This is a genomic window from Sphingomonas oligoaromativorans (genome assembly GCF_011762195.1).
Lineage (GTDB): Bacteria > Pseudomonadota > Alphaproteobacteria > Sphingomonadales > Sphingomonadaceae > Solisphingomonas > Solisphingomonas oligoaromativorans.
Genome location: NZ_JAASQK010000001.1, coordinates 488133 through 510546, shown reverse-complemented (window position 1 = coordinate 510546; position 22414 = coordinate 488133). Strand labels below are relative to the sequence as shown.

Below are 22414 nucleotides of genomic sequence, written 5' to 3'. Positions count from 1 at the left end.
CGCGATGTCTATCGTCGGGGCCGATGAAGGAGTATCGACATGCTTCGGACCATCGCCATTCTGTGCCTGAGCTTCGCCGGTGTCGCTGGCGCCTATGCCGCGACGCCTGAAGGTGAAGCGTTGCCGAGCTTCCGGGATATCGAATTCCGCCACACCGGCGACGAGGCCCTTCAGGCCGGGCGCGATGCCGTCGCCCGGGCGATCCCCATCGGCACCTCCGCCGCCACGGCGCAGGCCGTTCTCGACCGGGCCGGCGCCCGCTGCAAGCCAGCCCGGCGCGATCCGCAGACGATCCGCTGTATCCACAACGATGTCACCACCATCGACGAGGCGGTCGACGATATCCGCTGGGAGACGATGCTCCACCTCGTCGACGACAAGGTGGCGGCCCTCTCGGTCGACAGGGAAGTCGACCGGCACGGCACACAGGACTGAGCTTTCCCCTTCCGACGCGGTATACCCCCCTGGCCGCGTCTCGGAACCCCGGCGTTCCCTCCCCCCTTGCCCGGAACGCCGGGGAATTCCCAAGCCCGACCGCTCCCGATCGATTGCGCGACATCTCGGGGCCGCGAGCCTCGCTGCCCTGTCAAACCCGATGCCTCCCTGTGCAACATGGCGGTGCCTGCCGAATGCCGCCGGGCCGCCTTCCCTTGCCATAACGGAAAACCCACAACGCCGACGCGCGATACGTTGCGCTGCGGTAAAGGCTTGCCCTGACGGCGAAGGTGCCTTAGTTCGCCAACACACGGGATCGCGTCGGGGTAAGCAGAGTGCGTATCAAATCCGGCCCACAAGGGCTTCGTCTCCCCGGCCTTGTCGGATTCGGGGCCATGACCCTGGGATTGCTCCTGGCGGGCTGCTCCAGGCAGGCGTCCGCACCGCAGCGAGGCCCGGTCGAAGTCGGCGTGGTGACGCTCGCGACGCAGCCCGTCACCGTCTCCAACGAACTGACCGGGCGCACGGCCGCCACCACCGCGTCGGACGTCCGCCCGCAGGTGAACGGCATCATCAAGGCCCGCCTGTTCCAGGAGGGCTCGCTCGTCCGCGCCGGCCAGCCGCTCTACGAGATCGATCCGCGCCTCTATCAGGCGACACGCGACGAGGCGGCGGCGCAGCTCGAAAATGCGCAGGCGACGCTCGCCACCGCGCAGGCCAAGGCGGATCGCTACAAGACGCTCACCGATATCCAGGCGGTCAGCCGGCAGGATATCGACGACACCATGGCCGCCGCCCGGCAGGCGCGAGCGAACGTCCACCAATATCAGGCGACGCTCGAATCCGCGCGGGTGAACCTTGAATATACCCGCGTGCTCGCGCCGATTTCCGGGCGGATCAGCCGTTCGTCGGTGACGCCGGGCGCGCTGGTGACCGCCAACCAGACCACGGCGCTGGCCTCGATCCAGCAGCTCGATCCCATCTATGTGGACATCACCCAGTCCAGCTCGCAACTGCTCCAGCTCCGCCGCGCGCTCGCCAAGGGAAGCGTCCTGCCGACGCGGGCGGCGGTGCGGCTCAAGCTGGATGACGGCACCGATTATCCGCAGAGCGGCACGATCGAGTTCAGCGAAGTCACGGTCGATCCCGACGCCGGCACCGTGACGCTGCGCGCGCGCTTCCCCAATCCAGACGGATTGCTGCTGCCCGGCATGTTCGTCCGCGTGGAGGCGCCGCAGGGGGTCGTGCCCAACGCCATTCTCGCGCCGCAGCAGGGCATCACCCGCGACGCCAAGGGCAACGCGACCGCTCTGGTGGTCGGCCCGGACGACAAGGTCGTGGAGCGCACCGTCACCGCCGATCGCGCGATCGGCAGCATGTGGCTGGTGACGGCTGGCCTCAAGGCAGGCGACCGGCTGATCGTCGAGGGCACCGACAAGGCGCCGCCCGGCTCCAGCGTGAAGCCCGTCGCGGTCAAGCTGGAGCACTGAGTTGGGCATCAGCCGCTTCTTCGTCGACCGGCCCATCTTCGCGTGGGTGATCGCCATCGTCGTGATGATGGTGGGTCTGGGCGCGATCCTGTCGCTGCCCATCGCCCAATATCCCGACGTCGCCCCGCCCGCCGTCAACGTCAGCGCCAATTATCCGGGCGCGTCCGCGGAGACGCTGGAAACCAGCGTCACGCAGGTGCTGGAGCAGCAGCTTACCGGCATCGACGGACTGCTCTATTTCCAGTCCAGCTCGGACAGCTCGGGCTCCGCCAGCATCACCGCCACCTTCGCCAAGGGCACCAACCCGGACGTCGCGCAGGTGCAGGTGCAGAACAAGGTGCAGCAGGCGCTTTCCCGCCTGCCGAGCCAGGTGCAGCAGCAGGGGCTGACGGTTACCAAGGCGAACAGCGACTTTCTGATGATCGTCGCGATCTACGACAAGACCAACCATGCCACGGATGCCGACATCGCGGACTATCTGGTCAGCAACTTCCAGGACGATCTCGCCCGCGTGAACGGCGTCGGCCAGAGCCAGGTGTTCGGCTCGGGCTATGCGATGCGGATCTGGCTCGATCCGGTGAAGCTGGCGGCGGTGAACCTGATGCCCGCCGATGTGCAGAACGCCGTCCTCGCGCAGAACGTAGACATCTCCGCCGGCCAGATCGGCCAGCGTCCGGCGGTGAAGGGCCAGATGCTCAACGCCGTGGTGAAGACCAAGGCGCGCCTGCACACGCCCGATCAGTTCCGCGCCATCGTGGTGAAGACACGGACCGACGGCTCGGTGATCCACCTCTCGGACGTCGCGCGCGTGGAGATGGGCCAGGAGGACTATACCGCCACCGCCGAGCTGGACGGCCACCCCGCCTCCGGCATGGCGATCCAGCTCGCGCCGGGCGCCGACGCGCTCAAGACGGCCAAGGCGGTGAAGGCCCGCGTCGCCGAACTGTCGGCGCATCTGCCCGAAGGCTACACGCTGGCCTATCCGCGCGACACGACGGACTTCATCAAGCTCTCGGTCAAGGAAGTGGTCGAGACGCTGGTGATCGCGGTGATCCTCGTCGTGATCGTGATGTTCCTGTTCCTGCAAAGCTGGCGCGCCACGCTGGTGCCGGCGATCGCCGTGCCGGTGGTGCTGCTCGGCACGTTCGGCATCCTCGCGGCGTTCGGCTATACGATCAACACGCTCACGCTCTTCGGCATGGTGCTGGCGATCGGCCTGCTGGTCGACGATGCCATCGTGGTGGTGGAGAATGTCGAGCGGATCATGGCGGAGGAAGGCACCTCCCCTCGCGACGCCACGATCAAGTCGATGGAGGAGATCGGCTCCGCGCTGATCGGCATCGCGCTGGTGCTCTCCGCCGTGATGCTGCCCATGGCCTTCTTCGGCGGCTCGACCGGCGTGATCTACCGGCAGTTCTCGGTGACGATCGTGTCGGCGATGCTGCTCTCCGTGTTCGTGGCGCTGATCCTGTCGCCGGCGCTGTGCGCCACGCTGCTCAAGGCGGGCGACCATGATCCACTGCATCGCCATGGTCTGTTCGGGCGCTTCAACCGCTGGTTCGATCGCATGACCGGCCGCTATATCCAGGCGACGCGCAGCGTGATCGGGCGGCGGGGGCTGCATCTGCTCGTCTATGCCGGCGTGCTGGCGCTCCTGGTCTGGCTGTTCGTGCGGTTGCCGACCGGCTTCCTGCCGACCGAGGATCAGGGGGCCGCGATCGTGCAGTTCACCCTCCCCGCCGGCGCGACCGAAGAGCGGACCGATGCCGTGCGCGCGCAGGTCGAGCGCTATTTCCTCGATCAGAAGGCCGAGGTCAGCGACATCTTCGGCATTTCGGGTTTCAGCTTCTCGGGAAGCGGGCAGAATGCCGGCCTCGGCTTCATCATCCTGGCCCCCTTCGACAAGCGGAAGGGCGCGGAGCACAGCGCGGCCGCCCTCACCCATCGAGCGACGATGGCCCTCTCGGCGATCCGTGACGCGCAGATCTTCGCGCTGACGCCGCCGGCCATCTCGGGGCTCGGCCAGTCCAACGGCTTCAGCTTCCAGTTGCTCAACAACAGCGGAATGCCGCGCGACGAGTTCGTGGCGCTACGCGACAAGGTGATCGCCGCCGCCTCCAAAGACCCGAAGCTGGCGCAGGTACGCGCCTCCACCCTGCCTGACACGCCGCAGCTTCGCGTCAATATCGACGACGCCAAGCTTGCCGTGCTGGGCCTCACCGAAAGCGACGTGACTGCCACGCTGAGCGCCGCCTGGGGCAGCACCTACATCAACGATTTCGTCGATCGCGGCCGCGTGAAGCGCGTCTATATGCAGGCGGACACCGCTTATCGGATGCTGCCGAGCGATCTCGACAACTGGTTCGTGCGCTCCTCGGTGAACGGCAACATGGTGCCCTTCTCCGCCTTCGCGACGACGAGCTGGGAGAAAGGCCCGAACAGCGTCTCGCGCTTCAACGGCCGCTCCTCTTACGAGATCGACGGGCAGGCCGCCCCCGGCATCAGCTCGGGCCAGGCGATGGCGGAGATGGTGGCGCTTCAGGAGAAGCTCGCGCCCGGCACCGGCCATGCGTGGAGCAGCCTCTCCTATGAGGAGAACCAGTCGAGCGGGCAGGCGCCGCTGCTCTATGCGCTGTCGGTGCTGGTGGTGTTCCTCTGCCTCGCCGCGCTGTACGAGAGCTGGTCGGTGCCGTTCGCCGTGCTGCTCGTCATTCCGCTGGGCGTGATCGGCGCGGTGCTGGCGGTGACGCTGCGGGGGCTGGAGAACAATATCTTCTTCCAGGTCGGCCTGCTCACCACCATCGGCCTCGCGGCCAAGAACGCCATCCTCATCGTCGAGTTCGCCGAACTGGCACGGCGCGACGGGAAGGATATGCTCGATGCCGCGCTGGAGGCGGCGCGCGTCCGGCTCCGGCCCATTCTGATGACGTCGGTGGCGTTCATCGCCGGCGTCTTTCCGCTCGCCATCGCGACCGGCGCGGGCGCGCAGAGCCGTATCGCGATCGGCACGGCGGTGATGGGCGGAATGCTCTCCGCCACGATCCTCGCCATCTTCTATGTGCCGATGTTCTTCCTGCTCGTCGGCCGCCTCTTCCACCGCGGCGACACCGCGCCCGCCCCGGAGGCCGCATGATGCGCGGGCTGACCCTTCTGCCGCTCCTGGCGGCCGGCACCATCCTCTCCGCCTGCGACATGGCGCCGCATTATGTGCGCCCGGCCTCGGCAGCGCCCTCGCAATGGCCTGAGGGCGCGTCCTACACCGCCTCCCGATCGACGGACGTGGCGGGGCTGCCGTGGCGCAGCCTGATCGGGGACGCGCGGCTCCAGACGGTGATCGAGCGGGCACTGGCCAACAACCGCGATCTGCGCGCGGCCATCGCCAACGTCGCCTCGGCGCGGGCGCAATATCATGTCCAGCGCTCCGCACAGCTCCCCACCATCGCCGCCGGAGCCAGCGCCACCATCCAGCGCGGCATCAAGACCGATGCTCTGGATGCCAACAGCTATTCGGCCAATGCCGGCATGAGCAGCTTCGAGATCGACCTGTTCGGCCGCCTCAAGAACGAGACTCGCGCGGCATTCGAGACCTATCTCTCGACGGAATCGGGGATGCGCTCGACCCGCCTCACCATCGTCGCCGAGACGGCCACCGCCTATGCGACGCTCGCCTCCGACCGCGATCTGCTCAAGGTCGCGCAGGATACCGAGGCCAGCGGCCAGCGCTCGCTGGAGCTGACGCAATCGCTGTTCCGATCCGGCCTCACCAATGCCGGCGACGTGCAGAACGCCATCACCGTCGTCGAGCAGGCGAAGTCCGACGTCGAGAACTTCACCACCGCCGTCGCGCAGGATCGCAATGCGCTGGAGCTGCTGGTCGGCGCGCCGGTGGAGGACGCTCTCCTCCCCGCCTCGCTCAGCGAACTGGACCACAACATCGCGGCCGTTCCCGCCGGCCTCCCGTCGACCGTGCTGCTCCAGCGGCCCGACGTGCTGGAGGCCGAGCATCACCTGAAGAGTGCGAACGCCGGCATCGGCGCGGCGCGCGCGGCTTTCTTCCCGACGATCACGCTCACCTCGGCGGTGGGCGTCGCCAGCAGCGCGCTGAGTTCGCTGTTCACGGGCGGCGCGCTCAACTGGTCGGTCGCCCCTTCCGCGAGCGTGCCCGTGCTGGGCGGTGCGACCAGGGGCAATCTTCAATATGCGAAGGCGCAGCGCGACTATTATCTCGCGCTCTACGACAAAGCCGTGCAACAGGCCTTCAAGGACGTCGCCGACGGACTGGCCCGCCGGGGCACGATCACCCGCCAGCGGGAGGCGCAGGCACGGCTGGTGACCGCCGCCGCCAAGGCCTATTCGCTTGCCGACGCGCAATATCGCGCGGGCACGGACAGCTTCCTCAACGCCCTGATCGCCCAGCGGACGCTCTACGCATCCCGCCAGACGGAAATCGGCGCCGCGCTCACCGACATCGACAACCGGATCACCCTCTATCAGGCGATCGGCGCGGACAGCTCGCTCTAGCGAGATCACGGCCCGACAGCGCTGCCGAGTCGACGCTCGGGCGGCCGGACATCCGGGCAAGATGAATATCATCCCTCTGACATCAGGCGGTATTTTCGCCAGATCAGACGCATCGCTCCCACATATATGCAGGTGCGAATAACCGTTCCTGCGCCTCTTCCGCCTCCCCCGCAAGTCAAAAGATGCACTTGTAATGCATATTAGCATGACGGATATACATGCGTGTCAAATGCATGATTCGGATTGCGCTATGCACCACGACGAACGTCTCCGGGAAGATACCATCCGGCCGCTGGTCGAGCGGTTCTACGGGCGCGTGCGGGCCGATCCCGGCCTGGGGCCGGTTTTCGGCGGTGCCGTGGCGGATTGGGAAGATCATCACGCACGGCTGTCGGATTTCTGGTCTTCGGTGATGCTGGGAAGCGGCCGTTACAAGGGCAGCCCGGTCGCGCTCCATATGCTGCACGCCGAACATCTGACCCCGGCCCTGTTCACGCGCTGGCTGACGCTCTGGCGCGAGACCACCGAAGAGATGCTTCCCCCCGCCATCGCCCTCGACATGCAGGCCAAGGCCGCCCGGATCGCCGAGAGCCTGCAACTCGCCATCCGCTACCGGCGCCCCGTCGCCGCCTGATTTCCCCTCGCCCCTCACTGCCAAGGAGACCATCATGCCCCAGCCGCTCAGCGCGAACACGATCGCGCTCGTCAAGGCCACCGTGCCCGCGCTCGCCCAGCATGGCAGCGCCATCACCAAGGCGATGTACGCGCGCCTGTTCGAGGACGATCATATCCGCGCCCTCTTCAATCATGCCAATCAGGGCGAGAGCGGCGCGCAGGTCCATGCTCTGGCGGGGGCGATCCTCGCTTATGCGCAGAACATCGACAATCTGGGCGCGCTGACGCCGGTGGTGGAGCGCATCGCCCACAAGCATATCGGCTACCACATCCTGCCGGAGCATTATCCGTTCGTCGCCAACGCGCTGCTGGCGGCGATCAGGGAGGTGCTGGGCGACGTCGCCTCGGACGAGATTCTCGCCGCCTGGGGCGAGGCATACTGGTTCCTGGCGGAAATCCTGAAGGCCCGCGAAGTCGTCCTGCGCGACGAGATCATGCACCTCGAAGGCGGCTGGACCGGCTGGCGCGAGTTCACCGTCGCCGACAAGATCCGCGAGAGCGACGTCATCACCTCCTTCATCCTGCGCCCCGCGGATGGCGGCCCGGTGCTCCGCCACAAGCCCGGCCAGTATCTCACCTTCCGCTTCAGCTCGTCCGACCAGCCCGACATGAAGCGCAACTACTCGATCTCCTGCGCGCCGAACGGCGAATATTACCGCATCTCGGTGAAGCGCGAGGAAAATGGCCAGGGTGGTTCGCGTCACCTGCACGATAATGTCCAGGTCGGTGATATCCTCGAGGTCACGCCGCCGGCCGGCGAGTTCTTCCTCTCGGAGCATCCGCAACGTCCGGTCGTGCTGCTGTCCGGCGGCGTGGGCCTGACCCCGATGATCTCCATGATGGAGACGATCGCGACGGACCACCCGACGCTCAAGACCTATTATGTCCACGGCACGATGAACAGCGCGACCCATGCCATGGACGATCATGTGAAGGATCTGGCGAAAGGCCATGGCGACATCCGCGTCGCGACCTTCTACAGCGCCCCGCACGACAATGACGTGGCCGGCGAGACGCACGACATCGACGGCTTCGTCACGGTCGACTGGCTCTCGCAGAACACGCCGATCCACGATGCGGATTTCTATCTCTGCGGCCCGAAGCCCTTCCTCCGGGCGTTCGTGGGCGGCCTCTCGCTGGCGGGTGTGCCGAACGATCGCATCCACTATGAGTTCTTCGGCCCGGCCGACGAGCTGATGGCGGCATGACGAAAAGGGGCATGGCGGCGCACGGCCGTCGCCATACCCCTTTCGCGCCTGACAGAGGGATATGGCGATGCCCGAAGAGATACTGGATCGCCGCCGCGTCACGGGCGACGACGGAAGCTCGCTCGAAGCGATCGAGGTTCGCCACACCGAGCATCTCGAGACGTCGAAAGGCACGCGCAAGCTCATCGGCGCGCGCCGGTGGGTGCTGGCGACCGGCGAAGCGCTGGATGTCATCGACCGCCACCTTCTGATGGTCCGCAAGACGGGTGAAATCCTCCGCGTCGACGAACCCCTGCACTCCGCGATCCGTCCGACGACCGACTGGCAGCCTTGACGCGATTCCCGGATGCCCCGGCCGGCGCTGAGGGGCCGGGCCATCCCACACCAGAGAATAGGTGGTACAGACCGACCGCCTGATCGACGCATCGTCAAACTCTGTCATACTGATCCGCTCGGGGGCGGATCGACATCAGCCGGCGCGCCGCCCCGCGCAGATGCAGGGCCGAGGCGACGTAGAGCGATGTTCGACACAGTGATGCCGCCGCTCCTGATGGCGTTCGTCGCCATCGGTTTCCTCATCCTCCGGCCGTTTTCCCATTCGGTCAAACTCGGCTTCGGCCTCACCGTCGTCCTCGGGACCGGCATCATCCTCTATTATCGGGGTGCCTCGCCGCTCCCGAGCGACCTGCCCCCCGGCGCCCATAGCTGGTGGACCCGCGCGCTCGCCGTGATGTGGTGGGTGATCGCGGCGCGCGCGACGGTGGCGGTCATCGGCCTCGTGCTCGGCCTCGACACCCGATCCAAACAGGCGCGGCTCTTCACCGATCTGATCTCGGGCGCGATCTGGCTGACGGCGGCGCTGATTATCCTGAACTCGGTGCTCCGCCTGCCGATCACGGGCCTGCTCGCGACATCCGGCATCGTGGCGGTCGTCATCGGCCTCGCGCTCCAGAACACGCTCGCGGACGTTTTCTCCGGCATCGCGGTCGGGCTGGACCAGCCCTTCAACCCCGGCGACCGGGTGGCGATTTCCGGCGAGATCGAAGGCGTGGTCGTCCAGCTCAACTGGCGCTCGATCCGCATCGAGACGGATGGCGAGGATCTCGTCACCATCCCCAACAGCATCGTCGCCAAATCCCACATCATCAACCGCACGTCGCGATCCGAGCGCCGGCTCGTCTCGGTGCAGATCGTCACCTCGTCCACCGCGTCGGCCGATCGGGTGATCGAGCTGCTTCGCCATGCGGTGATGATGTGTACCGGCATCCTGGACAAGCCGGCACCCTCGATCACCCTGTCGCGGCTGGGGATCAAGACCAACGCCTATACCGTGAACTATTTCGTCGAGGGCACGTCGCGCATGTCCTCATCGCGCGGGCAGTTGCTGCGACAGGCGCGCCGGCTGTTCTATCATGCCGGTGTCGAGCAGGAGCAGAAGCTCACGTCGCGCCACCTGCTGCGCAACCTCATGCTGTTCGAGGCCCTGTCGGACGAGCAGATCGAGGCGCTGTCGCTCGAACTCGGCCATCATATTCTCGATCCCGGCGAGACGCTGTTCCAGGAAGGCGGGACGGACACGTCGCTCTTCATCATCGCAGCCGGCGTGCTGGAGATCAGCCGTGCGCCCGATGGCCAGCCCCGTTCCGTGATCGGGCGGATCGGGCCGGGAGAATATATCGGCGAGATCAGCCTGTTCACCGGCGATCCGCGCCCCGCGAGCGTCACCGCGCTCACCGCCGTCGATGCCTATGAGGTGTCGCGCGCGTCGCTCGAGAAATTGCTCGCCACCACGCCCGAACTGGCCCCGCCGCTGGAACGCGCCGTCCATCGCGGCCTGTCGATCCTCCACCGCGACGATGCCGCCCGGATCAGCCACGTCAATAACGGCTCGCACGCCCTGCTGAGCCGCGTCCGGCAATTCTTCGCCTCGCATTCGAAAGCCGGATCCTGAGCGGCAGCGGCCTGATCCCGGTGCCCCGGACACAAAAAGGCGGGCGGCACCCAACATGCCGCCCGCCGTCATATTATCAAAAGTCGATCGTGCGGAAGTTCTCGGCGGCCGCGAAAGCGGTCTCCTTGTCCGCCTTGGGCGGATAGATCCACACGGTGTTGATCTCCTGCTTCACCTTCTTCGCGTCGGCGCCCGTTATTTCGACCTTCGGGGTCCAGCCGCGTGTGAAGATCGCGATGTCGGTGCCGAGATCGAGGCAGGTCACATAAGAGGGCTGGTCATAAGGCTTGGTCGCGAGGCCGAGCAGATCGGCCGCCGCATTATACCCTGCAAACGAGCCGAGGCGGATCGCATGTTGGCACGACATCAGCGAGAAGTGACCGTCGGCATCCGTGGCCGCCTTCACGGTATCGCCCGTGGCGAAGATGTTGGCGATACCCGGCACGCGGAGATCGGCTTCGCCGATGATGCGGCCCAGCGGATCGCGCTCGGCCGGAATCTGCGCGGTGAGCGGGCTGGCGCGCATACCGGCCGCCCAGATGACGGTGTCGCTCTCGATATACTCCCCGTCGCCGAGGGTCACGCCCTTGCCGTCGAGCGAACCGACCCCGGCACCGAGCTTCGATTCCACGCCGAGCCTGCCCAGCGTCTCCTCGATATAGGGGCGCGGCTCGGCGCCCATTTCCGGCGCGACCGAGGCCGAGCGATCGACGATCACGACACGGATGTCCGCATCCTCGCCGAGGATGGCGCGCAGGCGGGCGGGCATCTCCGTTGCGACTTCGATCCCGGTGAAACCCGCGCCACCGACGACCACCGTGTTGCGGGCCGGCGTCGAAGGCCGCGAGGCCAGCGCGTGCAGATGGCGATCGAGGGCCACCGCCTCATCGAGCTGCGATGTGCTGAAGGCATGTTCGATGCCCGGAATGGCCGGACGGAAGAGATCGCTGCCCGCCGCCAGCACGAGGCGGTCATAGGCGTGGGTGCTGGCCTTGCCGCCGGCGTCGACGACGGTGACCATGTTCGCGGCCGTGTCGATCGTCTCGGCCCGGCCCTGGATATAGTCGATATCGAGCGCGTCGAAGAGATCGGTCAGCGGCGCGGCCATCGTTTCCGGCTTCTGCTCATAGAGGCGCGGACGGATCACGAGATGCGGCTCCGGCGACACCACGGCGATGCGCAGAGCGTCGGGCGAGACGCCCTGGTCGTGGCGCAGCTTCGCCGCGGCGATCGCCGCATACATGCCGGCGAAACCCGCGCCGATGATGATGATCTGTTGCATGACCTGTTCCTTCCTCGGAGATTAGCGTTGCACCCTGCTCAACGGACTTTCGATCGGCTGCCGGCTTCGCGATCCAGACGCCTGATCGCCATCGATGCCGCAGAACGCTCCCGCACAGGCATCGGCCGGGGCCGCGAACTGCTCGGCTCGGGTTTCCATGATGGAAGCTGATCGCTTACCTCGCATCGGAGGCAAAGGCCCAAGACACACAGGGAGGACCATACCAAAAGATAGGGCGGCCTGGCCTTGGGGAGGAGCCGCGCGGGAAAATCGCCTGGTTTCAGTTAGACGACTTCAACCTCGGTAAAGGCCCGCCATCCCGCCCCCCTCTCGGGAAGAGGAAGGGGAGGACGGCAGCTTCGTCGACGGCATGACGTTTCGCGGCGACGGCGACGGCGACGGATCATCGCATCTTGCATCGAAGCATCCGTCCGATAGGATAGGATATAGTATTCGATTATACGGTGAGCGGATGTCTGTCGCCCATGTCGTCATGCCGGCCCTCCTCGCGGACCGGCGCCGTTGACCTCTCCGATCCCCCGCCGCCATCCGGCCGGGCTGCCCGTGCTCTCCTTCACGGAGGCCTGGGAGCGCTTCTCCTTCTATGGGATGCAGGCGCTGTTGATGCTCTACATGGCGACGGCGCTGCTGCCGTCGGGAGCGGACAGACGGATATGGGGCTTCGCCGGCTTTCGCGGACTGGTGGAGGCCGTGACGGGGCCACTCTCCGATCAGGCGCTCGCCTCGCAGATTTTCGGGCTCTACACCGGGCTCGTCTATCTGACGCCGCTGATCGGCGGCCTGATCGGGGATCGGCTGCTGGGCGGACGGCGCACCGTGTTGCTCGGTGCCGCGATGATGGCGGCGGGCCATTTCCTGCTCGCTTTCGACGCCAGCTTCCTGATCGCGCTTGCCGCGCTGATCTGCGGTTCCGGCTGCCTCAAGGGCAATATCGCGACGCAGGTGGGGCGGCTTTACGACGCGGGCGATGCGCGCCGCGATCGGGCCTATCTGTTGTTCAACTTCGGCATCAATATCGGCGCCTTCGCCGGGCCGCTGGTCTGCGGAACGATCGGCGAGCGGCATGGCTGGCATCTCGGCTTCGCGATCGCGGGCATCGGCATGTTGATCGGCATCGGCATCTACGCGGCAGGCTGGCGCCACCTTCCCGCCGATCGGAGCCAAGCCCGCGGCCTCAGGCCCAGGGCCGGCGATGTCGGGGACGGGCGCCGGATCGCAGCCCTGCTCGGGCTGGTCGCGCTCTCGGCCTGCTACAATGTGCCGTTCGGGCAGGGCTACAACATTTTCCCGATCTGGATCGCCACAGCCGCCGACCGCCATATAGCGGGCCTCGAGATGCCGATCGCCTGGTATCTGGCGAGCGACGGGCTGGTGACCGTGCTCTCCACGCCGCTGGTGCTGATGCTCTGGAAGCGACAGGCCGCCCGTGGCCGCGAGCCGCGCGTGCCGGCGAAGTTCGCCATCGGCTGCGCCATGATGGCGGCCGCCGATGGCCTTCTCGCCACCTTCGCCGCCCTTTCGCCCGCCCCGCATTCGCTCGGGCCGTTCTGGGGCTTCGGCTATTTCCTGCTGTCCTCCTCCGCCTATCTTTTCGTGATGCCGGTGTTGCTGGCGGCGGTTTCCCGCTCGGCCCCCGCCCGGCTCACCGCGACGCTGATGGGGGTCGCCTATGCCGGGCTGTTCGTCGCCAACCTCACCGCCGGCTGGCTCGCGCGCTTCTATGCCCCGCTGGGGCCGGAACGCTTCTGGCTGATGCACGCCGCCATCGCCATTGCCGGTATGCTGATTGCCATGGCGCTGCGGCATATCCTGTCCGCGCCCCTCGAAGCGGCTGACGAAACGCGTTGAACCCACCTCGCGGTTTGAAGATTCGCGCCCGGAGGCCCCGCTTCCGGCACGATATGCGCTTTGTCGCCTCCGTTCCGACTTCGGAAATTGTCTGATTTTACAATCCCTTTATCCCTCGCATTTTCTAGATATCGAATATCGTATAAAATATTTGACAGAAGATGTCAGTCATGTTGCACTCCCCTCACAAGCTTGAACGGCAAGGGGGAATGGGACATGCGGAAGATATCTGGATCGACTTGTGGCTCCGTCGCGCTGGGAGCGTTGGCGGTGGCGCTGCTGTCCGGGGGCGCTCATTCCCAGACCATCACGCCTTCCGGTCCCGTCGCGTCGGCGACCCCGGACACGGCCGCTTCGGAGATCGTCGTCACCGGCACGCGCATCAAGCGGCAGGGATTGACCAGCAACAGCCCGCTCACCGTCGTGGGCGAAGGCGAGATCAAATATCAGGGCGCGACCAGCGTCGAGAGCGTGCTCAACAAGCTCCCGCAATTCACCGCGGCGGAGAATGAGAACGTCTCCAACGGCTCCGACGGCACCTCGAAGTTAAACCTGCGCAACCTCGGCTCAAGCCGCGTTCTGGTGCTGCTGAACGGGCAGCGCATGTTGCCGCAACAGGCGGTGGACACCAATTTCGTGCCTTCCTCGCTCGTCCAGCGCGTCGATGTGGTGACGGGCGGCGCGTCGGCCGTCTACGGTTCGGATGCGCTGTCGGGCGTCGTCAACTTCGTGCTGCGGGACGATCTGGACGGCTTCCGGCTGGACGCCCAGACCAGCGCCTATCAGCACAGCAACGGCGACGATTATCTGCGCGGCCTCGGCCAGGCCAAGGGCTATGCGACGGCGCCCTCGACGGTGTTCGAGGGGGACAAGGTCGACGTCAATGGCGCGTTCGGAAAGAATTTCGCCGGCGGGCGGGGCAACATCACCGTCTATGGCGGTTATCGCCAGACCCGGCCGATCACGCAGGATACGCGGGACGTCTCGGCCTGTGCGCTCGATCCGGCGGACGACGCCGGCACCAATCTCACCTGCGGCGGATCGAGCAACAACCAATGGGGCCTGTTCACGCTGTTGACCGGGCCGAACACCGGGCAGACGCTGAACAACACCAAGGACGGCCAGCACACCTGGGTGCCCTACAACTCCAGCTTCCTCTACAATTATTCACCGACCAACTATTTCCAGCGCTCGGACAAGCGCGCCACCGCCGGCGCCTTCGCCAAGTTCAAGTTCAGCCCGCTCGCCGAACTCTACGGCAGCTTCATGTACATGAACGATCACACCTTCTCGCAGGCGGCGCCCTCGGCCCTGTTCCAGGGGACCACCTTCACGATCAACTGCGACAATCCCTATCTTTCGTCGAGCCAGGCGACGACCTTGTGCGGCCCGGCGGCCGGCACCGCGCAGACCGAGGACACCTTCATCGGTTACCGCCTGACGACGCCCCGCCGCGACGATCTGCGGCATGAGGATTTCCGCTATACGCTCGGCCTGCGGGGGGATTTCGCCAAGGGCTTCAGCTACGACGTCAGCTATCTGCGCTCCGAGGTCCGCTATGACGAGACCTATCTCAACAATGTCGACAATGTGAAGGCGCAGCGCGCGCTGAACGTCGTCAACGTCAACGGCACACCCACCTGCCAGTCGGTGATCGACGGCAGCGATCCGAGCTGCCTGCCGATCGACGTCTTCGCGTTCAACGCGATCGATCCGCACAACCTTCCCTACATCTTCTCGCCGAGCAACACGAAGAGCCGCAACAAGCAGACGGTGATCTCCGGCTCGATCAATGGCGATCTCGGCGAGTACGGCATCAAGAGCCCGTGGGCGGAGCACGGCATCGGCATCGCGCTCGGCGCCGAGCACCGGCGGGAGTCGCTGGTCTTCACCGCAGACGAGATCGCCGAGCAGGGCGGCACCCGCGATTCCGACGGCGTGATTAGCGTCAACGAAGGCTATGGCGAGATCGAGGTGCCGATCCTGTCCGATCTGCCCTACGCCAAGGCGCTCACCATCAACGGCGGCGTGCGCTATTCCGCCTATCATAACGAGCAGCACTCGACCGGCTTCGCGTCCAACTTCAACGTCCTGACCTACAAGGCCGAACTCTCCTACGCGCCGACGAGCGATCTGCGTCTGCGCGCGAGCTACAACCGGGCGATCCGCGCGCCCAATATCAGCGAACTGTTCGGCACCGTCAGCCTCGGCAACGTCACCGCGACCGATCCCTGCGCCGGAGCCAACCCGACCTTGTCGCTGGAGGTCTGCGAGCGCACCGGCGTCACCGCCGCGCAATATGGCCTGATCCCGGAATGCCCGGCCGGCGTCTGCGTCGAGCAATATGGCGGTAACCGCAACGTGAAGCCCGAGAAGGGCGACACCTACACCGTCGGCCTGATCCTGACGCCGCGCGCCCTGCGCAACTTCTCGCTCTCGGTCGATTATTTCCACATCAAGGTGAAGGATTATATCAGCAATATCGATCCTTCGCTGACGATCAGCCAGTGCGCCACGACCGGCGATCCCTATTATTGCAGCCTCTTCCATCGCGATCCGCGCAGCGGCGTGCTGTTCGGCAATGACGGCTATGTCGTCGCCACCACGCTCAACACCGGTTATCTGCTGACCTCGGGCCTCGACATCACGAGCAATTACAGCTTCGGGATCGGGCGCTATGGCAAGATCGATTTCGATCTGGTGGGCACCTATCTCACCAAGCTCGTCACCGAGCCGCTGCCCGGCCTCGGCTCCTATGACTGCAAGGGTCTCTACGGCTATACCTGCGGGGAGCCTTCGCCGAAGTGGCGGCATCAGTTGCGCACCACCTGGTCGATCCCCGGCCCGAACAAGCCCACCCTGTCGCTCGCCTGGCGCTATTTCGGCGGGGTGAGGCTCTCCAGCTCCTCGGATCAGCCGGCCTTCGAAGGCCTGTTGCCGAGCGAGATCAACCGCAAGATCAAGGCCTATAACTATTTCGATCTCGCCACGACGATCAGCTTCGAGAAGAAGCTGACGCTGCGCGCCGGCGTGAACAACCTGTTCGACAGGGATCCGCCCGCCATCGCGCAGGGCATCCTGTCCACCTTCGGCAATGGCAACACCTATCCGGGCGTCTACGATCCGCTCGGCCGGACGATCTTCATCGGCGCCACCGTCGAGTTCTGATCGTCCTGCGCCGGCCGTCCCCCCTTCCCCCTTCGACGGCCGGCGCCTTTTACGGGAGCCTTCATGAAGCCCGCGCATCTCGCCGCCGCCCTGCTGTCGCTCACCGCCGCCGCCCCGGCGCCGCGCGTGGCGGACCTCTCCGGCGTCTGGCTCTTCCCCCGTTCGGAGGAGTTTCCGGGCCTGCGCATGATGCGCCTTTCCCGCGACGCGGCGGGCTGGCGCGGCACCGTCACCACCGACTGGTATGGCGACATGCCGATGCGCGCGCTGGAGGTTGCGGGCGGCAAGGCCCGCTTCCTGATCGACAATGGCAATCCCCGCCTGCCCCCGCGCATCTGGACCGCAACCGTGGATCGCGCCGGCCTCCACGTCACCGGCGACATCTGGGAGCGGCATGTCGATGCGGAGGTGAAGCGCGGCGGCGAAGCCGATGCGCGGCGCCTCGCCTTCCCGCTCGCGCCCCTTCCCGCGCCCGCCACGCTCCGGCCCGACGGCCTGGCGCCGACGCCGCCGATGGGCTGGTCGAGCTGGAACCGCTTCGCCGCCGCCATCGACGACCGCACGGTGCGCGAAATCGCGGATCATCTCGTCAGTTCGGGCCTGCGCGACGCGGGCTATCGCTTCATCAACATCGACGACGGCTGGCAGGGCACGCGCGGCCCGGACGGCGCGATCCGGCCCAATGCCCGCTTCCCGGACATGAAGGCGCTGGCCGACTATGTTCATGCGAGGGGGTTGAAGATCGGCCTCTACAGCTCGCCCGGCCCGAAAACCTGTGCGGGCTTCACCGGCAGCTACGGTCATGTCGAGCAGGACGCACGGACTTTCGCCGCCTGGGGCTTCGACTACCTGAAATATGATCTCTGCTCGGGCGAGGGCATCTTCCGCACCGCCTCGCAGGTGAGGCTCGCCTATCAGCAGATGGGGCAGGCGCTCCGCGCGACCGGGCGGCGCATCGTCTACAGCCTCTGCCAATATGGCCGCGACCGGGTGGGCACATGGGGCCGCGACGTGGGCGGGCATCTCTGGCGCACCACCGGCGACATCGAGGACCGATACGATTCCATGGCCGGCATCGGCTTCGACAAGGACGGCGATCCCGCCACCGCCGGCCCCGGCGGCTGGAACGATCCCGATATGCTCGAAGTCGGCAACGGGGGCATGAGCGAGGACGAATATCGCACGCACATGACGCTGTGGGCGATGCTGGCGGCGCCGCTGATGCTGGGCAATGATCTGCGCACCATGTCACCCGCCACCATCGCTCTGCTGGAGAATCGCGGGGTGATCGCGATCGATCAGGATGCTCTCGGCCGGCAGGCGCGCCGTATCCGCAAGGATGGCGAGGCGGAGATCTGGTCGCGGCCACTCGCCGACGGATCGGTGGCGCTCGCCCTCTTCAACCGGGGCGAGACGGCGCGGGAGATGTCCTTCGCGCCCGAGGACGCCGGCCTCTCCCGCATCGAAGCGCTGGTCGACGTCTGGGCCGGCGTTCCAGACAATGCCGGGCGGAGATCGTGGAAGATCCCCGCCCATGGCGCCGTGCTGCTGCGCCTGCGCGGCCAGCCCTGACGCCTCACACCGTCGCGCCCTTCGCCGGCGTGAACAGCCGCACGCCGAACACGGGGCCTGCGGTATGGCCGGTATGCGGCTGGAAGCGCACGACGACGCTCGCCTTGCCGCGGGTCAGCGCCTCCGGCACCGGATAGTCGATATCGATGAACTGGCCGGGCTTCAGCGCCTCCAGTTCCTGCGTCGCGATCTTCTGCCCGTCGATCAGGATGTCGAAGGCGCGCTTGCGCTCGTCGCCCCAATAGGTCGCCTCCAGCACGAGCGGGCCGGGCTTCACCTTCATGCCGAACTGGAAGAAGCCGCCGCTGCGCGCGTCGCGCCCGTTCCGCCCGCGATAGACCACCGGATAGGAGATGTCGGAGGTCAGCCCATGGTCGCGCTCGGGCTGCATCTCGCCCAGATGCATCACGTCTACCGAGCGCGCCGCGAGATCGGCCAGCCGCGCCTGCTCGGCGGCGAAGGCGACCTTCTCCTTCTCCCATCCGGCATCGGTGAAGCGCTTGAAATAGACGGCGCTGCGCCGGTCATAGGCACTGTAGAAGGGCGCGAACCGCATGTCCGCGGGGCGGCCGAGCCCTTCGGTGCGATAGACCGCCGGCTGCGCCGCATCCGCACGGAAGCCGCCGAGAATGTCGCTGCCCACCAGCGCCGGAGCGGCGGCGTTCGCCAGTTCCTTGTCGGCCGGGCCAAGATCGGCGGCGAGCACCAGCGGCCCGCGCAGGATCGCGATCGTATCGGGATCGTCGGTGGTCGCCTCGATGCGCAGGTCCATCGGCAGCGTCATCGACACCATGTCTCCCGCCTGCCAGCGGCGGCGCACGATGGCGTAGCCCGCCTCGCGCACTGCCTCGACCGGCTGACCGTTGACGCGGAACGCCGCCGTCTTCGCCCAGCCCGGCACCCGCATCGCGATCGCGAAGGCACCGGCCCGCCGCAGCGTCGAGAGCGTGAGCTTCACCTCGCCCTGATAGGGATAGGCCGTGGACAGCTCCACATCCGCGCCCTTCGCCGCCCAGTGCGCGCGGGAGGGGATGAAGAGATTGACCAGCAGCACATCCTTGCCCTGCCAGTAGATCGAATCCCCATGCTTGGCGTGGCTCTCCATCCCCGAGCCGACGCAGCACCAGAAATCCTCGGTCGGCGAGGACCAGTCGCGTTTGATGCCGGACATCAGCGGCGTCATGTAGGTGAACATGCCCGTCTTCGGGTCGTGCGCGGCCAGGATATGATTGAAGTGGGTGCGCTCGTAATAGTCGAACAGTGCCCCGTTCGGCCGCCAGCCATAAAGATGCCGGGTCAGCTTCAGCATGTTGTAGCTGTTGCAATGCTCGCAGGTCTGTTCGGTGAGATGCTGCGAGATGGCATCGGGCGCGAAGAAATATTCACGGTCGGCATTGCCGCCGATCACATAGCTGTGATGCTGCGTCACCGTCTCCCAGAAGAAGCGGGCGCCGTCGCCGGGCGCCGCGCGGCCGGTCAGCTCATGGATGCGGGCGAGGCCGATCAGCTTGGGGATCTGCGTGTTGGCATGGAGATTGGGCAGATCGTCCTGCCCGCGTTCCAGCGGCGTCAGCACCTTGTTGTCGTGGATGCGCTCGGCCACCGTCATCCACTGCGCGTCGCCGGTGCGCGCGGAAAGCTCGGCATAGCTCTCGTTGAGGCCACCATATTCGCAGCCGAGCATCGTCTGCATCTGCTCGTCGCTCAGGCTGGCGAACAGGCGCTGGAAATAGCGGCCGAGCCCGACGGCCACCTCCAGCGCCTGCCGGTTGTCGCACAGCGCCTGCGCATCGAGCAGACCGGCGAAGGTCTTGTGGATGTTGTAGAGCGGGGACCAGGCGCCGTTGAGGTCGAAGCCGCCGGAGCGGATGTCGCCCTTCATGATCTCGACGAAGATCTCCTCGCCGTCGGCCAGCGTGCCGTCCTTCCGCTTGCGCAGCAAACCCGCAACATAGCCATTGCCGCGCGCCTTCTGGCAGACGACCAACTCGGCGACGATATAATCCACCCGGCGCTTCGCCTCGGCATCGCCGGTCTGCGCGTACATCAGCGCGAGGGCCGAAAGATAATGGCCCAGCGTATGGCCGGCGATCGTATCGCCCTCCCAGCCGCCATAGACCGCCGCCCTGGCCGGAAGCCCCGCGCCGGTGCGGAAATTGTGCAGCAAACGGTCGGGTTCGAGGCTCATCAGATAGCGGCGATTGGCCTCCACCGCGTCGAGAAAGGGCGACGGCAGCAGACGAACATCGCGAAGCGGCAAAGGCTCGGGATGCGCAGGGAGCAGGCCCGTCGCGGCGGCCGCCCAGGCCCGCCCGCTCCAGCCGCCCGCCATCGCCGCCAGACCTGCTCCCGCCAGCCATTCGCGTCGGGTCGTCGCCAGTTTCGCCGTCATCCCCACATCCTTGTCCGTTTCTCGAATATGTTATACGATTTATAAAACCAGGAAGGCAAGGGGTGCGCTCGATGCGTGTTTTCAAGGCAGGATGGATGACGGTTTCGCTGATCGCCATGGTCGTTTCGGGGGCAGCGGTGGCGGCGACTCCGAAAGGCGTGACGCAGGCGAGCGAGGATGCGCGCTTCAAGGCGATCTATTCGGCCGAATGGACATGGCGAGAGCATCAGAAGGCCGACGACGAGGATAGCGGCGACCATATCTCCGCCCATCTGCCCGATGTCGGCCCCGTGGCTCAGGCCGCGCGGCTGCGCATGTGGAGCGACGTGACGGCCCGGCTCAAGACGATCCATCCCGAGCGGCTCTCGGCCGCCAACCAGGTGAATTACGAAATCTACCGCGACCAGATCGCCGCGCTGCTCACCTCGCAGCGTTATCGCGATTATGAGAAGCCGCTCAACGCGGACACCAGCTTCTGGGGCAATGTCGCCGGCACGGCGCGGCAGAGTTTCAAGACCGAGCAGGATTATCGCAACTACATCACGATGCTCGGCGAGATGCCGCGCTATTTCGCGCAGCAGATCGGCAATATGAAGGCCGGCCTCGCGCGCGGCTTTACGCCGCCGAAGATCACGGTGGAGGGCCGGGACGCGACGGTCACCTCCGTCACCGATCCCAGGACGCCGGAGGATAACCCCTTCTACGCCCCGTTCCGAAAGATGCCGGTCACGATCCCCGCCGCCACGCAGGCGGAGCTGCGCGCGGCGGGCGCGGCGGCGATCCGCGACAGCGTGGTGCCGGCGCACCGGACGCTGCTCGCCTTCCTGCGCGACGATTATATCCCCCACGCCCGCACGGCGCTGGACGCGTACTCGCTTCCCGACGGCAAGGCTTATTACCAGTCCAAGATCAAGGAGTTCACCACCCTCGATCTCACGCCCCAGCAGATCCACCAGATCGGGCTGGACGAGGTGGCCAAGATCCACGCCGAGATGCTCGACGTGATGAAGGAGGTGAACTTCAAGGGCGACCTGCCCGCCTTCCTGACCTTCCTGCGCACCGATCCGCGCTTCTACGCCAAGACGCCGCAGGAGTTGCTCGATCGCGCCGCCTGGATCGCCAAGACGTTCGACGGGAAGGCCAAGGACTGGTTCGGCCGCCTGCCGCGCAGCCGCTTCGCGATCATCCCCGTGCCGGCCGACATCGCGCCCTTCTACACCGGCGGGCGCGGCGGGCCGGGCGTCTATCTGGTCAACACCTACAACCTGCCGTCACGCCCGCTCTACTCGCTGACGGCGCTGACGCTGCACGAGAGCGCGCCGGGCCACGCCTTCCAGATGCCGCTGGCGGCCGAGAATGAAGGCCTGCCGCCCTTCCGCCAGAAGACCTACATCTCGGCCTACGGCGAAGGCTGGGCGCTCTATTGCGAGAAGCTCGGCGTCGAGATGGGGATGTACGACACGCCCTATGATCGCTTCGGGATGCTGAGCTACCAGATGTGGCGCGCGGCGCGGCTGGTGGTGGATACCGGCATCCATTCGATGGGCTGGAGCCGCGAGCAGGCGCAGCGCTATCTCCACGACAACACCGCGCTCGCGGATCATGAGATCGAGACCGAGGTCGATCGCTACATCGCCTGGCCGGGGCAGGCGCTCTCCTATTATCTCGGCGAGAAGGCGATCGTCGACGCCCGCGCCAAGGCGGAGAAGGCGCTCGGCCCGAAGTTCAACATCCGCGCCTTCCATGACACCGTGCTCCAGATGGGCTCGGTGCCGTTGCCGGTGCTTCAGGCGCGGATCGACCGCTTCATCGCCGAGGGCGGCAAAGGCCCCTACCCCGTCGAGGAATGAT

At 66.3% G+C, this 22414-nt stretch carries 14 protein-coding genes; 12 read left to right on the top strand and 2 right to left on the bottom strand.

Translation table 11 applies throughout. The features are described 5' to 3' along the window. The first annotated feature begins 39 nt into the window (after positions 1-39). The 8 genes from FHS98_RS02550 to FHS98_RS02515 all read left to right on the top strand — a co-directional run bounded on the left by FHS98_RS02550 (position 40) and on the right by FHS98_RS02515 (position 10280). Positions 40-435, top strand: a complete 396-nt coding sequence (locus tag FHS98_RS02550) for a hypothetical protein (protein ID WP_167099297.1) — start codon at positions 40-42, stop codon at positions 433-435. 395 nt (positions 436-830) lie between these two features. Continuing rightward, positions 831-1925, top strand: a complete 1095-nt coding sequence (locus FHS98_RS02545; RefSeq protein WP_167099295.1) for an efflux RND transporter periplasmic adaptor subunit — start codon at positions 831-833, stop codon at positions 1923-1925. Between the two features lies 1 nt (position 1926). Further along, on the top strand, positions 1927-5058 hold the full coding sequence (locus tag FHS98_RS02540) for an efflux RND transporter permease subunit (protein WP_208401913.1): 3132 nt from the start codon (positions 1927-1929) through the stop codon (positions 5056-5058). After that, positions 5055-6446 carry an efflux transporter outer membrane subunit gene (locus FHS98_RS02535; RefSeq protein WP_208401912.1) on the top strand — a complete coding sequence of 464 codons (1392 nt, stop codon included), beginning with the start codon at positions 5055-5057 and terminating at the stop codon, positions 6444-6446. Before FHS98_RS02540 ends, FHS98_RS02535 begins: the two co-directional genes overlap by 4 nt. 250 nt (positions 6447-6696) lie before the next feature. After that, positions 6697-7080, top strand: a complete 384-nt coding sequence (locus tag FHS98_RS02530; RefSeq protein ID WP_167099292.1) for a group III truncated hemoglobin — start codon at positions 6697-6699, stop codon at positions 7078-7080. A gap of 34 nt (positions 7081-7114) precedes the next feature. Next, positions 7115-8329, top strand: a complete 1215-nt coding sequence (gene hmpA / locus FHS98_RS02525; RefSeq protein WP_167099289.1) for an NO-inducible flavohemoprotein — start codon at positions 7115-7117, stop codon at positions 8327-8329. 61 nt (positions 8330-8390) lie between these two features. Continuing rightward, the gene (locus tag FHS98_RS02520; protein WP_167099286.1) at positions 8391-8663 is read left to right on the top strand and encodes a hypothetical protein; all 273 of its coding nucleotides are present in this window, start codon (positions 8391-8393) and stop codon (positions 8661-8663) included. A 186-nt stretch (positions 8664-8849) separates the two neighbouring features. Further along, positions 8850-10280, top strand: coding sequence for a mechanosensitive ion channel family protein (locus tag FHS98_RS02515; RefSeq protein ID WP_167099283.1), 1431 nt, complete (start codon positions 8850-8852; stop codon positions 10278-10280). A 76-nt stretch (positions 10281-10356) separates the two neighbouring features. Here the strand turns inward: FHS98_RS02515 and FHS98_RS02510 are convergent, their stop codons facing one another. Beyond that, positions 10357-11562 (bottom strand): NAD(P)/FAD-dependent oxidoreductase, encoded by a 1206-nt coding sequence (locus FHS98_RS02510; RefSeq protein WP_167099280.1) that lies wholly within the window; start codon positions 11560-11562, stop codon positions 10357-10359. 522 nt (positions 11563-12084) lie between these two features. Between FHS98_RS02510 and FHS98_RS02505 the strand changes: the two genes are divergently transcribed. The 3 genes from FHS98_RS02505 (at position 12085) to FHS98_RS02495 (ending at position 18171) form a co-directional block, all read left to right on the top strand. Next, positions 12085-13431 carry a peptide MFS transporter gene (locus FHS98_RS02505; RefSeq protein ID WP_167099277.1) on the top strand — a complete coding sequence of 449 codons (1347 nt, stop codon included), beginning with the start codon at positions 12085-12087 and terminating at the stop codon, positions 13429-13431. Positions 13432-13647: 216 nt separating this feature from the next. Continuing rightward, positions 13648-16599 (top strand): TonB-dependent receptor, encoded by a 2952-nt coding sequence (locus FHS98_RS02500; RefSeq protein WP_167099275.1) that lies wholly within the window; start codon positions 13648-13650, stop codon positions 16597-16599. 63 nt (positions 16600-16662) lie between these two features. Further along, positions 16663-18171, top strand: a complete 1509-nt coding sequence (locus tag FHS98_RS02495; protein ID WP_167099272.1) for a glycoside hydrolase family 27 protein — start codon at positions 16663-16665, stop codon at positions 18169-18171. A 4-nt stretch (positions 18172-18175) separates the two neighbouring features. On the opposite strand, the gene FHS98_RS02490 is transcribed toward FHS98_RS02495, so the two are convergent. After that, positions 18176-20563, bottom strand: a complete 2388-nt coding sequence (locus FHS98_RS02490) for a glycoside hydrolase family 127 protein (protein ID WP_243847809.1) — start codon at positions 20561-20563, stop codon at positions 18176-18178. A gap of 71 nt (positions 20564-20634) precedes the next feature. Between FHS98_RS02490 and FHS98_RS02485 the strand changes: the two genes are divergently transcribed. Continuing rightward, positions 20635-22413: a DUF885 domain-containing protein gene (locus FHS98_RS02485; protein ID WP_167099269.1), complete on the top strand. Its 1779-nt coding sequence runs from the start codon at positions 20635-20637 to the stop codon at positions 22411-22413. The last annotated feature ends 1 nt before the right edge of the window (position 22414 follow it).

Bases quoted from the DNA above. Each gene is read 5' to 3' on its own strand.
- FHS98_RS02545 (WP_167099295.1), top strand. From the start codon at position 831: ATGACCCTGGGATTGCTCCTGGCGGGCTGCTCCAGGCAGGCGTCCGCA.
- FHS98_RS02485 (WP_167099269.1), top strand. From the start codon at position 20,635: ATGCGTGTTTTCAAGGCAGGATGGATGACGGTTTCGCTGATCGCCATG.
- hmpA (WP_167099289.1), top strand. From the start codon at position 7,115: ATGCCCCAGCCGCTCAGCGCGAACACGATCGCGCTCGTCAAGGCCACC.
- FHS98_RS02495 (WP_167099272.1), top strand. From the start codon at position 16,663: ATGAAGCCCGCGCATCTCGCCGCCGCCCTGCTGTCGCTCACCGCCGCC.
- FHS98_RS02550 (WP_167099297.1), top strand. From the start codon at position 40: ATGCTTCGGACCATCGCCATTCTGTGCCTGAGCTTCGCCGGTGTCGCT.
- FHS98_RS02510 (WP_167099280.1), bottom strand. From the start codon at position 11,562: ATGCAACAGATCATCATCATCGGCGCGGGTTTCGCCGGCATGTATGCG.
- FHS98_RS02520 (WP_167099286.1), top strand. From the start codon at position 8,391: ATGGCGATGCCCGAAGAGATACTGGATCGCCGCCGCGTCACGGGCGAC.
- FHS98_RS02515 (WP_167099283.1), top strand. From the start codon at position 8,850: ATGTTCGACACAGTGATGCCGCCGCTCCTGATGGCGTTCGTCGCCATC.
- FHS98_RS02535 (WP_208401912.1), top strand. From the start codon at position 5,055: ATGATGCGCGGGCTGACCCTTCTGCCGCTCCTGGCGGCCGGCACCATC.
- FHS98_RS02500 (WP_167099275.1), top strand. From the start codon at position 13,648: ATGCGGAAGATATCTGGATCGACTTGTGGCTCCGTCGCGCTGGGAGCG.
- FHS98_RS02490 (WP_243847809.1), bottom strand. From the start codon at position 20,563: ATGACGGCGAAACTGGCGACGACCCGACGCGAATGGCTGGCGGGAGCA.
- FHS98_RS02530 (WP_167099292.1), top strand. From the start codon at position 6,697: ATGCACCACGACGAACGTCTCCGGGAAGATACCATCCGGCCGCTGGTC.